The sequence below is a fragment of the Candidatus Thorarchaeota archaeon genome (assembly GCA_013388835.1).
Taxonomy (GTDB): domain Archaea; phylum Asgardarchaeota; class Thorarchaeia; order Thorarchaeales; family Thorarchaeaceae; genus JACAEL01.
The window spans coordinates 16,454-30,380 of sequence record JACAEL010000061.1 but is presented as its reverse complement, the minus strand read 5'-3'; the positions used below and the strand labels follow the sequence as shown (position 1 = coordinate 30,380).

The following is a 13,927-nucleotide window of genomic DNA, read 5'->3' as shown; positions in this document are numbered from 1 at the left end:
CTGACACAGTCCTATTCCCACAGACTCGCTGTACCTTCTCATTCAACGTAGAGGAATGAACAAAGCCATGACCAGTCAGCAATCCAGACTGCCACCAGTAGTGTATGCGGTCCTCTTGACCACGCTGTTTGTGTTCATGGCACACAACCTCGCGCTCAGTGCGCTACAGGACTTCGCCAAGCATGTGGTCGGCAACGAGTCCTCTCTCGGTCTTTCGTTCGGTGTCTTCGCAATGTCTGCTGTAATCTTCAGACTGCTGTCCGGCAAGATTCTGGGCAAGGTCAATGACGCGCTTGTTCTGACTGCCGGAGCCCTGCTGCTTGTGCTGTCATTTGGGGCCTACTACGTTGTCATGCAGGAGCATCTGCTGTACTCAGTCCGAGCGCTTCATGGACTCGGCTGGGCATTCACTACCGTTGCACTGGCGACAGTCCTTGCCAGAGCTGCACCTCCCAGCAGGATGGGGTTTGTGATGGGTGTGTTTGCAGCAACCAACTATGTCACGATGATAGTATTCCCATCCGTTGGCAGCTCACTGGTCACAAGTCTCACCGATGAGGCATTCCGTTCTCTGTTCATCTACACCATCCTCCTCAGTATTCTTGTTCTGCCCTGTTCGATGCTCGTCTGGTATCGGACGCGTGGCCCGACTCTATTTGGTCTCGGGTCCAGAGGTGGCCTCATCTCCAGACCCGCCCTGAAGCCTACTCTGTCGGCTTTCCTCATGTGTCTTGGATTTGGTGCTGTGCTGAGCTACACACCGACAATCGCAGTCATGCATGGTTCGGACAACCCGGGGCTCTTCATCTCCGTCCTTGCAGCGGGACAGCTCGTGGCTGCAGCCATTGGAGGTCCTCTCTCGGACCGGAGAGGATACTCGGCTCTTGCGACTCTAGGCTGTCTCATGACATCGGTGGGGCTGGTGATCGCAGCGATTGGGACAGACATGCTGACGTACGTGGTGTCTGCAGCAATCTTCGGTCTAGGTCTGGGACTCGCGACTGTGACACTTAACGCTCTTGCTGCTCTGGCAGTCCCGCAGTCCGAGAAGCCTCATGCGATGGCAACACTGAGCGCAGGTTTCGATGGTGGGATTACGATTGGTGCGTTCAGTGTCCCCATCCTCCTCGGTTTCGGTCTCACCACTGCAGGGGCTCTGCTAGTCTCTGCGGTACTTGTGATGTCTGCGTTGGCCAATCACAGCCCCATCCGAAGCCTCGAGACCCATGCAAGGTCAGTTGCACCGGAGCAGTATCAGGTGCCCTCTGCATAGGCCTTTGCATAGGCCTCCTGCTCAGGAGTCCACTTGTCGATGGCAATCCCCATTGTTTCGAGCTTCGCAAAGGCAGTCTCTCTGTCAAGCTCCTTCGGGAACTCGTATACTGCCGGCTTGAGACCCTTACCGTGCTTTGTGAGCCACAACATGGCGTTCAGCTGACCCGCAAAACTGAGGTCCATCACCTCGCTTGGATGACCCTCGGCCGCCACGAGGTTGACCAGTCGTCCCTCTCCCAAGAGATAGAGTACCCGGCCGTCCTTTGTGACATACTCGTCCAGCGCGTGTCTGACCCTCTTCTTGCTCTTGCTCAGAGCTATCAGGTCAGGTTCGTTGACCTCGACGTTGTAATGACCGGCGTTGCCCATCATTGCCCCATCCTTCATCACACGCATATGTCTGCCCGTGATGACATCCTTCATGCCTGTGGCTGTGAGGAACAGGTCTCCAATCGGAGCGGCATCGTCCATCTTCATGACTCTGAAACCGTCCATTCTGGCCTGTAGTGCGCGTACCGGGTCCACCTCCGTAACAACAACATTGGCACCGAGGCCCCTAGCTCTGTTTGCCATGCCTCTTCCACAGTAGCCATACCCTGCAATCACAACGGTCTTTCCGGCTATCAGAATCGCAGAGGCTCTCATCACGCCATCGAACACACTCTGCCCTGTCCCATACACATTGTCGAACAGATGCTTCGTGTCTGCATCATTCACCGCCATGATTGGGTACTTCAGCGCCCCATCCGCGGCCATCGCCCGCACTCGGATGACGCCCGTGGTTGTCTCCTCTGAACCACCGTAGAGCTCAGGAATGAGTTCCTCGTGCTTCCTGTGAAGTGTGAATATGAGGTCTGCACCGTCATCGAGAGTCAGGTTGGGAGCTGACCTGAGGGTCTGCTCGATGCACCAGTAGTACTCCTCCTTGCTGAGGTTGTGCCACGCAAAGACGGGGATGTCGTTCGCCGCGAGCGCAGCGGCAACACTGTCATTGGTTGAAAGTGGATTACATCCAGACCATGCCAGATCCGCACCCACTGCTCTCAGGGTCTCGACTAGGACTGCGGTCTCTTTGGTGACGTGGAGACAGCCTGCTATCCTCATGCCTTTGAGCGGCTTGGTCTTGGAGTACTTCTTCCTCAGGTGCATAAGCACAGGCATGTTCCGTTCTGCATAATCAATCAACATTCGGCCTTCGTCAGCCAGTCCGATATCTCTGACCTTGTAATCGACCATGAAAGTCCCACACATCGGACAATCATCGGTCCTTATATGAATTCTACATCACTCTGGCAAATCAAAGGCACAAGAGTGGAGGTCCAATGGTGCATAAGATAACCGAGAGGGAACAGGTCCTGCTTCGTGTTCTAGTGCGAAACGCGAGGACTGACATATCGACGATGGCGGACCTGCTTGGAGTTGGGCGCAATTGGGTCTCAAAGACGATCCGTAATCTTGTAGTCGCAGGTGTGATTCGAGCCTATGTGGCAGTGTTCGACCCGGCGCAGGTCTACGCAGAGAGAAACACCATCCTGTTATTGAAGACGAATCCCCGTGAGCTTATGGTCAGCAAGTCTCTCCTTGAGATCAGCGAGCTCGAGTCACTTGACGGGGTCTCCGGCGAGCATTCGCTGCTTGGCCTTTTCAGATTCAGATCCTCTTCCGCGTTCGAGGACTTCCTTAACACCATCGACAGCATTGCGGCAAGGTCGGGAGCGCGTACATATGACCTAGTACAGGTACTGGCCACCTACAAGACGAGAGGCTTCATACCAAGCCGACTGCAGGCCTCCTATCCTCCACCAACCAATACAGAGTGGGAGCTGATGAGTATTCTCTCGAGACACGTACCAACAAAGGACCGGCCGATGCCGCTGACTCAGAAGGAGATAGGTCTGAGGATGAGTCACAGGCCGAGCCAACCTGCAGTATCAAAAGCCATGAGTCGCTTGGAGGAACGCGGCACAATCTTGGGCTACTCGATAGATGTGGACCACAGACACCTCGGACTCCCGGTCAAGTTCTTCCTTCAGATCAAATCCAGTCCAGGGATGGTAGCAGACACGGCTCAACGTGTGAGCGAGATGCCGGAGGTGTGGGACCTGCATCGGACGAGTGAGGCACTCAGTCTATTCGCGACTGTGAGAGCACGAAGCATCGACGAGTACAATCAGTTTCTTCGCAAGCTGTACAAGATTGATGGCGTGGAAGACACTCAGTCACAGGTCTCTCTTGAGGAGTGGCCTGTGGCTCAAAAGTCATGTCTCATGTAGTCCGACCGGTTCAGGCGGTTTCAGGCAACTGTATTGGTTCACCTGCAGTACTGCTCGGGCCGAGCCAGATGTGCTCCCAGAGCATAGGCCCCCTGTTCGTCATCAGAATCACAAGCCCCCACACTGCAAGTGGCACGGACACCAGCATGTTTGCCGCTTCAAAGGCCGGGCCGTTGATGCTACCAAGCGAAGCGAAGAGCAACACAAATGGACCGATCACTGCGTAGGGGTCGACCCAGGGCCACAGGACTGGATTGTACCAGTGCATGGTGACATCGACAGCTATGTGACTGAGTACGCCGACCAGACAGGATACCACTAGCAGCGGTGTGACCTTGCAGGCGCTTGATGCTCTCGTCCGGTCCACACCGAAGAAGGTCGAGATGAGCGGGGCATAGATGAATCGCACTGAGAAGACCGCAAGCACAGTTCCAAGAGTCAGCCCCCCGATGAGGCTGTGGAGGATGAAGTGGTCAGGAACAATTCCAGCAAAGAACAGACGCAGGAATAGTACCTCGATGTCCGGCATGACCGCACCGACCACGAGTCCCGGCAACGGGAGTCTCGTGACTCTAGAGATACCGTATGCGACGGGATAATGCAGCGGAGTCATCGGCAAGTCTCTGTGGCACCATCATCTGCAAAGTTCGCGCGCCTTATTGAGCTGACTATCAACGGGAAGCCGTACCACTTCTCAATAGTCTTATAGAGCGTCCCTCAAAGGAGAGCCAGGTGATGTTCAGTGGGTCTCTACAAGCTTAACGGGAAGTCACCTCGGGTGGACCCTGAGGCATATGTTTCACCTCGTGCCTCTCTCATCGGGGACGTAGTAATAGGTCCTCTGTCCAGCGTGTGGGAGTCGGCTGTTCTGAGAGCAGACATGAACTTCATCCATGTCGGGCGGGGAAGTTCTATCCAGGACAATGCCACAGTCCACTGTGAGTTCGTCAATCCCACCGTCATCGGTGACTATGTCACTGCGGGACACAACTCAGTGATTCACGGGGCAGAGATTGGCGACTATGTGGTGGTCGGAATCGGTTCAATAGTCCTGTCCGGCGCCAAGATTGGTGAGGGAAGCGTCATAGGTGCTGGCGCGGTCGTGACAGAGAACACTCAGATACCTCCGGGCTCGCTCGTACTTGGCATCCCTGGAAAGGTCGTCAGACCGGTCTCAGATGCCATGCGGGAGGCATTCAAGACAAACGCAGAGCTCTACATCGAACTTGGGAAGCGCCACAAGGCTGAACTGGGCTGATGACTGTGGATGGACTGCAGGTCAGTCAGTCCATCTGAGTTCTATATTATCTGGAATGTCCCCGCGACCACGACTGCAAGTAACAGTGCATTGAGAAGCGCTGGCACAAGGTCGTTTCTTGCAATCACGCCCATCCACAGGGTTAGGAGTGCAGTGAGTCCAATCACCAGTACAAACACCAACATGAGCAGTGCAATGAACATCACAAACCCCATCTGGACTCCGAGTAGGAATGGGCCGTAGAGCGCGGCGAGTAGTATCAGTATTCCTCCCATCCGATGGACTAGGACGAGACCTGTCAGCTTGACCAGTTCCAATGGCGTCTTCCAGCCCCTGTCTGTGTCAGCTGTCAGCCTGATCCATCTGCTCTCAACGAAGAAGAGGGGCAGAAAGGCGACGGTGAGCACAATTGCTGTCAATGTCCTTGTGGATGCGCCTCCGCCAACGAAGATGACCGAGAGCACAAACCTCGCCCCGAGAAGCGATGGCAGCCAAGACCACAGAGCCAGCCACAGGAAGACAGGCACCATAAGCAGTCCCGTCTTGATGAGTTCGAGACCGAGTGCCTTCAGACCCGTTGGAGAGGCCAGCGACCTAGGGATGCTGATGGCATCGCTTCCAAGACTCTTTCTGAGTATCAGCGTCACGGCCACAGACATAATGACCGAGTACAGTATTAGTGTGCTCCCGAATGAGACTGGAACCAACCCTAGGCCTGCAAAGTCGAGGCCGAAGCCGACGAGTGTCACGGTGAGTAACACCACACCGCTGAGGGCACTGATGAGAAGGCTGATTAGCAGAGTCCTGCCAGACCCCGACTGTGGGTGGGTGGAAGAGTACCTGCTAGGTCTCAGTCTTACTGGGAACAGAGCGTACGTGATGACGAAGACGGGAAACAGCGACAGCGCGACGGATGTGGCACCTACGGTGGTTGCGATTCCCTTGAGATGGTAGATGCGGTCTCCAGAGTCTAGTGTGTGATTCAGTGCTTCTTCTCCATGCAGCGACCTGACAAGCCAGTCCACAGAACTACTGACAATGGTCGGGTCGCTCATCTCGAACAGGTGATTGGTACTGCTGAATACAAGCTTCCTCGCAGTCCCAAGTGTGAAGTTCCCATAGGTGTGACCGGCGTTCACCTCTGAGAGTCCTGTGGCATCTCTGAGGGTGTCGTAGGCAACTGCTGGTGGAATGAGTTCGTCGTAGACACCGGAGGCGATCAGCAGGTTGGCCGGGCTCGTCTCGTTGATGGCCGGGAGCAGTGCACCAAAGTCCTGACCCATCCCACCACCAATCAGGACCGTGCTCGCAGGTCTTACAGGCATGTTCTGGAACAATCGAGCCAATCCTGCCCCCAGGGAGTGGCCAAGGACACCGTAGACGGTGTCATCCGCCTGGGTGTCATTCACCTGCACGTACCGGACCGCCGCATAGGCATCATATACTCCTTCGGTGAATGTGTCGAGGCCGAAGGTCTCGGCAGAGACCCCATGTCCAGGTAGGTCTATGGCGACCACAGTGAAGTTCCTACGTGCAAGTTCAATGGTGTATGCATCCATCGCCTCTCTGGAAGCGGAGATGCCGTGGACTGTGAGGATGACTGGCATGGGCTTCCCATATGTGAACTGCCTCGCCTTGTACACGGAGAAGGTGACGCTCCTACCGTTCTCCCTGACTATCTCAAAGTCCTGGACCGTCAGTTTGCCCATGGCTTGGTCCGACGTCCAGCTCAAGTAGGAAGAGGACGCGATCAGTATGGCGAGTATAAGAAGCACATAGTACCGAACCCAGTGTCCCATTCTTGGTCCTCCTTTGCTACTAGCATCTCAGCAATGACTCGATGAGCAGCCTGCGTTGTGGTTGTTATTAAGGTTGGTTCATTGGCCTCAACGATTACAGCGGAATGCTTGGTGACCTCTCACTTGGACTGACTTGAGGTTCAAGCAGGTGAATTCACCGGTACGAAGACCAAGTCGAGTGGAGTACAACAAGCGGTCTAGAAGGTGTTCCGACACCGCTTGCGGCCTTGTTTCCGTCGGTCCTGGCTAGGTCTCCCTCTCGATGAGGTGACTCTCGTTGCATGAGGGAGGGACGGCTCAGGGGCCGTCCTCTGGGCTCATGAATCGCGGTTATGCCAGTCCTCTCTTCTTCAGTTCCTTCTCTCTGAGTTCTCTTCTCAAGACCTTACCTACTTGGCTCAGAGGAAGAGATGCGACTATCTCAACCTCCTTGGGTCTCTTGTAACCGGCCATTCTCTCCCTGCTCCACTCCAGAATCTCCTCTGGCGTGGCCTGTACTCCGTCCTTCAGGACAACGAACGCCTTGACGAACTCGTTGCTCGGGTCATCCTCACGAGGCACTCCGATGACTGCCGCCATCGCTATCTTGGGGTGTTCATACAGGACGTCCTCAATCTCTCTCGGATATGCTTTGAGTCCGCCAACGTTCACCATGTCCTTCTTCCTGTCACTGATGACAGCGAATCCCTCCTCGTCCATGTGACCGATGTCTCCAGTAAGGAAGAACCGTTTTCCGTCGATGGTCCTGAACACCAGTTCGTTCTCCTTTGGCTTCTGCCAGTATCCCTGCATCACCTGCGGTCCGGATACAGCAATCTCGCCGGTCTCACCCTGCGGCAGTTCCTTGGTGCCAGTTTCCACGTCAACTATCTTGTAGTCCGTGTCAGGCACCGGCAGACCGATAGAGCCAAACTTGCGGTCCTTGCGCGTTGTCGGGTTGATGTGGGTGACAGGTGAGGTCTCGCTGAGCCCGTAACCCTCAAAGAGCACTGCTCCAGTGACCTCTTCAAACCTCTTCGCAAGTTCGGGTGGCAGTGGTGCAGCACCAGAGCTACATATCTTGATGGACCTGAGGTTGTATTTCTTCACGTTGGGATGGTTCACTATGCCCGCATAGAGTGCAGGCACGCAGTTCAATATGGTTCCCTTGTACCTCTCAAGCTCTGCCAGCAGTTCCGAGAGGGGTGGCTTGCCTGCTCGAGGGTCGGGAATGCATATCAGTTGACCCGCAAGTTCGGTGGACATGAGCATGGTCAGTGTGAGACCGTAGCTGTGATACCATGGGAGTGCTCCTACGAAGACCTCCGTCCCATACTGGATCTTCTCGGGAGCATCGATGTCCTCCTGTGATAGGTTGACCCACTCGTAGATCTGCTGGACGTTTGAGACAAGGTTACTGTGTAGCAATGCCGCACCCTTTGGTACACCTGTCGTGCCACCAGTGTAGAGAATGAGTGCCAAGTCCTTCATCGGGTCAATCTTGACATCAGGCGCCACCGGTTCGTGTGCCATGATTATCTTGTCGTAGAAGAAGGTCTTGTCCTCCTCGTAGTAGGGGCTCTTTGGTACCTTGCCAATCGCACTGCCAATTACCGCCTTCATCTTTGGGAGGAATGACTTCACGCTGCACACTACGACAGTCTTCACATCAGTGCCCTTGATGGCCTCGTAGCATGTGGGGGTGAACGTCGGATGATCGAGCACGAAGACGACTGTTGCACCAGAGTCCCTCAGCTGGAAATTGAGTTCTCCTGCCTTGTACATTGGATTACAGGTCACTACAGTCGCTCCCGTCTTCAGTGCTCCGAAGAACACTGGTGGAAAGTGAGGAACGTTGGGCAGGAATATCGCCACCCGGTCACCCTTCTTCACACCCCTGGTGCTCAGAAAGTTCGCGATGCGATTTGCATGGTCTTGGACCTCCGAGAATGTTCGCTTTGTTCCCATGAACACAGTATACGGCAGGTCCCCGCTTTTTTCAGCCGCCCTGTCGAGCATAGCGAATATCGGTTCATTACGATACTGTATGCTCTTGGCAACATTCTTTGGCCACTTGTACTTGTGCCAGAGCTTCTCTTCCATTCAATCCTCTCCTGGAGTCTGCACAGCTCCGTTCAAGCTATGCACAGTGATTTACGTATTCGTACCATACCGCACCGAGTCTGATATCTCCTTCTGTCGCCCGGACGATGCATGAACGGTCTCGCATGTACATGATTGACCGGTCTGACGTGGCACAACGGATAAAACGCAGTGTGGCCACTGACTACGACCGCATACCGGAATTGAACCTGAGTTCAGAAGTCCGACTCCTGCACGAGTAAGTCATGCCAGTGCGTGCTGGCATCAGGCATGTCCACTCGGGGTTTCTGCATCTGGAGCTCATCGGGCAGTTCTCCGGATGACAAGTCCGGACAGGCGGGACAGTATGCGCCACTGGAGGCCTTTGGTCTGAGATACGAAGACACAATGAGTGTCCTTGGACAAGAGATGGAATCTCTCAATGCATCTGGTCAGCGAGTCCTCGGCTACGTGTATCCGCATGCACCGCTTGAGCTAATCATGGCACATGGCATAATCCCGTCACTTCTGTGGGCCAACCCGCGTCATCTCGGTTCCTTCGAGGGGAGCCTTCAGACCTTCGCATGTTCACTGAGCCGTAATCTCTTCAGTCAACGTGTCGCAGGCCACACTGGTCCATACTCCGGGTTTCTGTTTCCCGGCAACACATGTGACTCTCTGGAGAATGTCCGCGACGTGTGGCGCCTGCGCTTCCCCACAGACAAGGTCCTCAGACTGACCTACCCCGTGTCGAACGATGAGGAGTCCTCTATCGAGTTCTTGGCAGAGGAGCTTCGACTACTCAGCGTGGCCCTGGAGTCGGAGTTTGGCACACCAATGTCCAGAGATCTGCTTCGCACTGCATCGGAGACCGTTCAGATTTTTCGTCGTTCAGCACAGATGCTCTACGCTGCAAGAGTGGTCAATCCGGATGTTCTCTCCTACGGTACTCTCGCTGAGGCCATTCGCAGGTTCCTCACTCTGCCGGTCTCTGCCTCGGCGCAGTCATTGGAGTCACTGTGGTCCAAGACGAAGAGCGCGCTGTCAGCTTCAGGGCAGTTGTCTGTTGTAGAGAATGTCCAGCAGGCCCTGTTAAGGCAGGACCTGGATGGCATCAAGATCTCTGAACGAATGCATCCGGTTGTGGTGGTGGCAGGAGGAATGGTCGAACCGATGGCCATTGCTGAGCTAGTGTCATCTGTACCTCAGCTTGGAGACTCCCTGATAGCTCTTGACCTTCTCTCGTTCGGCTTCAGGACTGTGTTCACGCCTCCCCCAGACACCTCCGAGGGCATCTTCCTCGGGCTTGCTCGCGCGTTGTATCAATCACCTTCGGAACCCGTTCAGGAGGGACTGCCGGGCCGGCTCGGTTTCCTGAGACAGGTGCTGCGCAGTCTGTCTGTTCAGGGTCTGATAGTCTGCCAGCAGTCATTCTGTGACCCTGACCAGTTCGAGGCACCTTCCCTGGAGAGAGTGGCCTCTGAGGTTGGCGTCCCGTGCTTGCGATTACCCATAGACCCGGAGTTCTCGGACCGTGTTCGACTGGAGGGGAGAATTCAGACATTCGTTGAAACAATTGTCTGAGGTGTGATTGCCATGACCGAAGAGAAGGCCTACCGGAATCTCGCGACACAAGAAGCGCTTCAACAAGTCATGTTCCGCTACATGTTGGAAGGCCACGCAGCCAGCGAAGACGGGCGACTGGCTTGGGTGACTTCCGGTTTTCCCGTCGAGATCCCAGTGGCTCTCAATGTGGGGGTGACGTATCCTGAGCAGTACGGTGCAGTTGTGGGCTCTCAGAAGGTGGGTCCGGAAGTCTGTGGCTATGCCGAAGAGCTGGGCTATTCTCAGGAGCTGTGCTCCTATGCCCGCTGTAGCATAGGCTCGGTGTTGCGGCCTCAGGCCAGTCCGCTAGACGGTCTTCCGAAGCCTCAGGCGCTTCTCGCATGTAACAACATATGTGGGACAGTTCTGAGATGGTACGACGCAGTATCTGAGTTGACCGGCGCACCAGTCTTCCTTCTTGATACGCCCCCTTTTGAGGGTCCTCAGTTGCCGCATCACACAAGGTACGTTCGGAGAGGCTTGGAGAGGCTGGTCCAGTTCCTCACAACCCGCTTTGGAGGCGAGCTGACGGACGAGCGGATGCGTGAGGTGGGCAACCTCTCTACTGAAGCCATTCGACTCTGGACAAGGTGTCTTGAAGCGTGCAAGACCCGTCCTAGTCCATTGAACTGCGCTGATCGTTTCCTCATGATGGCTCCGATTGTTTCTCTGCGAGGCAAGGACTATGTGGTTGACTTCTACAAGACACTGCTTGGGGAGGTGGAAGACCGCGTCAAGAACGGAATTGGCGCCATTCGTGATGAGCGGACTCGTCTTCTCTGGGATAACATCCCCCCGTGGTTCACCATCTTCCGGTTCTTCAACGGGCTGGCAAAGAGAGGTGTTGTGTTTCCAGCGGACACGTACACGCACGCATGGTCTGGAGAGATATCTGGTGATGACCTGTTTGGAAGTGTGACCACAATCTACTCCAGTGTGTATCTCAATCGGGGTCTTGAGGCCAAGGTGGACAAGATGTGCAGCCTGATACGAGACTACCATCTGGATGGCTTTGTCATGTTCTCGGTCCGGTCCTGCAAGCGCTACTCGCTGGGACAACTCGTCACAAAGGAGATGGTGACGGAGAGGACCGGAGTGCCCGGCGTGGTCATTGAGGGCGACATGGTGGACAGTAGACTGTTCAATGAGGCACAGGTGCAGACCCGCATCGAGGCACTACTTGAGATGCTGACGTGAGGCAAGGGTCATGTCACGGCGACACGATGCGGGTATCGGACTGGACATAGGGTCCACAACTACGAAGGGGCTCATCCTGTCCTCCACGGGGCGGGTGTTGGGAAGTCACATCATGTCCTCGGGCAGTTCTGTTGCAGAGGCTACGCAGCAAGTACTCGACATCCTCCGTTCGGTCACAGGGATTCCTGTGGAGGACTGTCCGATAGTGTCAACGGGATATGGACGTGGTTCGGTGGCCTCTGCAACGAGGACGGTGACGGAGATAACCTGCCACAGCATCGGGGTGCACCTTCTGAACCCGAGCATTCGTCTTCTGATTGATGTGGGTGGTCAGGACTCGAAGGCAATCCGGATAGGCGCGAACGGACGCCCCAGTGACTTCGAACTCAATGACAAGTGTTCAGCTGGCACTGGGCGTTTTCTTGAGGTGATGGCTCGGGTCCTAGGGGTTGCCATCGATGAGCTGGGGCCTCTTGCTCTAAGGTCGTCCTCTCCATGCTCAATAAGCAGCACTTGTACGGTCTTTGCAGAGAGTGAAGTCATTGGCAGGATCGGTTCGGGCGACTCTGCAGAGGACATTGCTGCGGGCATTCATCTGGCGATGGCAACGAAGGTGGCTGCACTGTCAAAGAGGCTTGGGATTGAGAGGCCGGTCGGTATAACAGGGGGTGTCTCTCTTAATCCTGCGTTCAGATACTACCTCTCCCGCCTGCTTGACTGCGACCTCTGGACCCCAGAGAACCCCCAGCTGACCGGAGCTCTTGGTGCTGCGACTCTTGCTCTTGAACAATAGTCGCGACTCCAGTCTGCTCGCCTGGAAACAGAGCCCATCACAGCACGGCCAGTCTGCAGAAATGATGTGTTCATGTTGAGGCGGCCAGTGCCGTCTGTCCCGCCTTTATTCCGAGGTCAAGTGCTAGGAGGTTCATCTTGACAAATCTGGGCCAGCGCTCCTCCACCTGCTTCCTGAGCCCCTCGATTGAGATGGCTCCTGTTATTGCTGCAAAGGCACCGAGCATCACGACGTTCAGCGCCTGTTTGTTACCCACATCCTTGTCTGCAATGCGTGTGGCTGGCACCTTGTATACCTTCACTCCCTCTGGCAGTTGGCTCTCCACCTTCACAAGGTCCTCGTCAAGTATCAGAGTCCCTCCTTCCTTGAGTCCTTGGATATAGTTCAGGTATGCGGCACGGCTCAGGACCACAAAGACATCAGGGTTCAGGACCTTGGGGTAGTCTATCTCCTCGTCATCTATGATAATCTCGCTCTTGCTCGCACCACCTCTAGCCTCCGGACCATACGACTGCGTCTGAACGACATGCTTTCCATCATAGAGTGACGCAGTCTCTCCTATTACCACTGCCATGGTGACAACGCCCTGTCCTCCGAACCCGCCTATACGTATCTCATATCTGCCCATCTGTCTCACCTCTTGAGCTTGGCATGCATCTGTCTGAGCACCTCTGTGTATTCTGGCTTCTCAATGTCCACAAACTCCCCGCACACTATTCGTGTTTCGTAGTGCAGCTCCGCCTCGTGAGGCGGTAAGCCGTTCTGTATCTCGGAGACCTTCAGCAAGTGTCGGTGCATCTCGACACCATCACCCAGACGGTTGTTTCGTCCGTATGCAGTGGGGCATGCTCCCACAATCTCAATGAATGACAGTCCTTTCTTCAGGATCCCCTTCTCTATGGACTTCGTTGCTCGTCGCACTTGGACCGCAGTCCACCTCGCCACAAAGGTTGCTCCTGATGATGCTGCCAGCTTTGCGAGATTGAATGGGTGCTCAATGTTGCCAATGGGTGGTGGGCTAGTCTGAGAGTATCGTTCATGTTCTGTTGTCGGTCCAAACTGACCGCCTGTCATACCATAGTTGAAGTTGTTCACACAGAGGATAGTCATGTCTACATTGCGTCGGCAGGCGTGTATGAGGTGGTTTCCTCCAATAGCAGCCAGGTCCCCGTCGCCCGCGACCACGATTACCTCCAGTTCAGGATTGGCAATCTTGACCCCCGTTGCAAAGGGAATCGCCCGACCATGTGTCGTGTGAAATGTACCCGTCTTGATGTACCCTGATGTCCTACCCGTGCATCCGATACCTGACACCACCACAACCTTCGAAAAGTCGATTCCGATGCTGTCGATTGCCCGAATCAGCATATTTGTGACAATCCCGATTGAACATCCAGGGCAGTAGATCCACGGCATCCTGTCTGTTCTGATGTACTTGGCCATCGGGTGTCGAAGGACACTAGGAGTGGAGACCGTCATATGGGTTCAAGTCACGCTCTAGAAGGGCGTGTTAAAAGTTTGTCCATCTTGTCCGGTCTGTCGCACAAGCCACAGTGACGGTCAACGACAGGGCAGAGACCGACACACAACCGTTGATCCTCGTGCGGACTGAGTCGGACACAAGTCTGTTGTCATGCACAGGGAGCGCTACTGGTGTCACTCCACT

At 55.1% G+C, this 13,927-nt stretch carries 12 protein-coding genes; 6 read left to right on the top strand and 6 right to left on the bottom strand.

Features of this window, described 5'->3' with window-relative positions; translation table 11 throughout:
• Nucleotides 1-67: 67 nt before the first annotated feature.
• The gene (locus tag HXY34_10405; protein NWF96538.1) at nt 68-1,273 is read left to right on the top strand and encodes an MFS transporter; all 1,206 of its coding nucleotides are present in this window, start codon (nt 68-70) and stop codon (nt 1,271-1,273) included.
• Here HXY34_10405 and HXY34_10400 read toward each other — a convergent pair.
• A complete protein-coding gene (locus tag HXY34_10400) occupies nt 1,255-2,511 on the bottom strand; it encodes an adenosylhomocysteinase (GenBank protein ID NWF96537.1) in 1,257 nt (418 codons plus the stop codon). The two genes, HXY34_10405 and HXY34_10400, sit on opposite strands and share 19 nt — an antisense overlap.
• Nucleotides 2,512-2,597: 86 nt before the next feature.
• On the opposite strand from HXY34_10400, the gene HXY34_10395 reads away from it, so the two are divergent.
• The gene (locus tag HXY34_10395; GenBank protein ID NWF96536.1) at nt 2,598-3,548 is read left to right on the top strand and encodes an Lrp/AsnC family transcriptional regulator; all 951 of its coding nucleotides are present in this window, start codon (nt 2,598-2,600) and stop codon (nt 3,546-3,548) included.
• A 10-nt stretch (nt 3,549-3,558) separates the two neighbouring features.
• Here HXY34_10395 and HXY34_10390 read toward each other — a convergent pair whose 3' ends face one another.
• Entirely contained in the window at nt 3,559-4,161 is a 603-nt protein-coding gene (locus tag HXY34_10390) for a DUF4184 family protein (protein NWF96535.1), read from the bottom strand.
• Between the two features lie 129 nt (nt 4,162-4,290).
• Between HXY34_10390 and HXY34_10385 the strand changes: the two genes are divergently transcribed.
• Nucleotides 4,291-4,806, top strand: a complete 516-nt coding sequence (locus HXY34_10385) for a gamma carbonic anhydrase family protein (GenBank protein NWF96534.1) — start codon at nt 4,291-4,293, stop codon at nt 4,804-4,806.
• 41 nt (nt 4,807-4,847) lie between these two features.
• On the opposite strand, the gene HXY34_10380 is transcribed toward HXY34_10385, so the two are convergent.
• Complete coding sequence (locus HXY34_10380) at nt 4,848-6,605, bottom strand: alpha/beta fold hydrolase (protein NWF96533.1); 1,758 nt, start codon at nt 6,603-6,605, stop codon at nt 4,848-4,850.
• Nucleotides 6,606-6,935: 330 nt separating this feature from the next.
• The gene (locus HXY34_10375; GenBank protein ID NWF96532.1) at nt 6,936-8,687 is read right to left on the bottom strand and encodes a long-chain fatty acid--CoA ligase; all 1,752 of its coding nucleotides are present in this window, start codon (nt 8,685-8,687) and stop codon (nt 6,936-6,938) included.
• A 270-nt stretch (nt 8,688-8,957) separates the two neighbouring features.
• On the opposite strand from HXY34_10375, the gene HXY34_10370 reads away from it, so the two are divergent.
• The 3 genes from HXY34_10370 to HXY34_10360 are packed head-to-tail and all read left to right on the top strand — an operon-like array spanning nt 8,958 to nt 12,261.
• Nucleotides 8,958-10,250: a 2-hydroxyacyl-CoA dehydratase gene (locus tag HXY34_10370; protein ID NWF96531.1), complete on the top strand. Its 1,293-nt coding sequence runs from the start codon at nt 8,958-8,960 to the stop codon at nt 10,248-10,250.
• A gap of 12 nt (nt 10,251-10,262) precedes the next feature.
• Nucleotides 10,263-11,468, top strand: coding sequence for a 2-hydroxyacyl-CoA dehydratase (locus tag HXY34_10365; GenBank protein NWF96530.1), 1,206 nt, complete (start codon nt 10,263-10,265; stop codon nt 11,466-11,468).
• Nucleotides 11,469-11,478: 10 nt separating this feature from the next.
• The gene (locus HXY34_10360; protein ID NWF96529.1) at nt 11,479-12,261 is read left to right on the top strand and encodes a 2-hydroxyglutaryl-CoA dehydratase; all 783 of its coding nucleotides are present in this window, start codon (nt 11,479-11,481) and stop codon (nt 12,259-12,261) included.
• Nucleotides 12,262-12,331: 70 nt separating this feature from the next.
• On the opposite strand, the gene HXY34_10355 is transcribed toward HXY34_10360, so the two are convergent.
• Nucleotides 12,332-12,889 (bottom strand): 2-oxoacid:acceptor oxidoreductase family protein, encoded by a 558-nt coding sequence (locus HXY34_10355; protein NWF96528.1) that lies wholly within the window; start codon nt 12,887-12,889, stop codon nt 12,332-12,334.
• A 5-nt stretch (nt 12,890-12,894) separates the two neighbouring features.
• Nucleotides 12,895-13,704 (bottom strand): 2-oxoacid:ferredoxin oxidoreductase subunit beta, encoded by an 810-nt coding sequence (locus HXY34_10350; GenBank protein NWF96527.1) that lies wholly within the window; start codon nt 13,702-13,704, stop codon nt 12,895-12,897.
• Between the last annotated feature and the right edge of the window lie 223 nt (nt 13,705-13,927).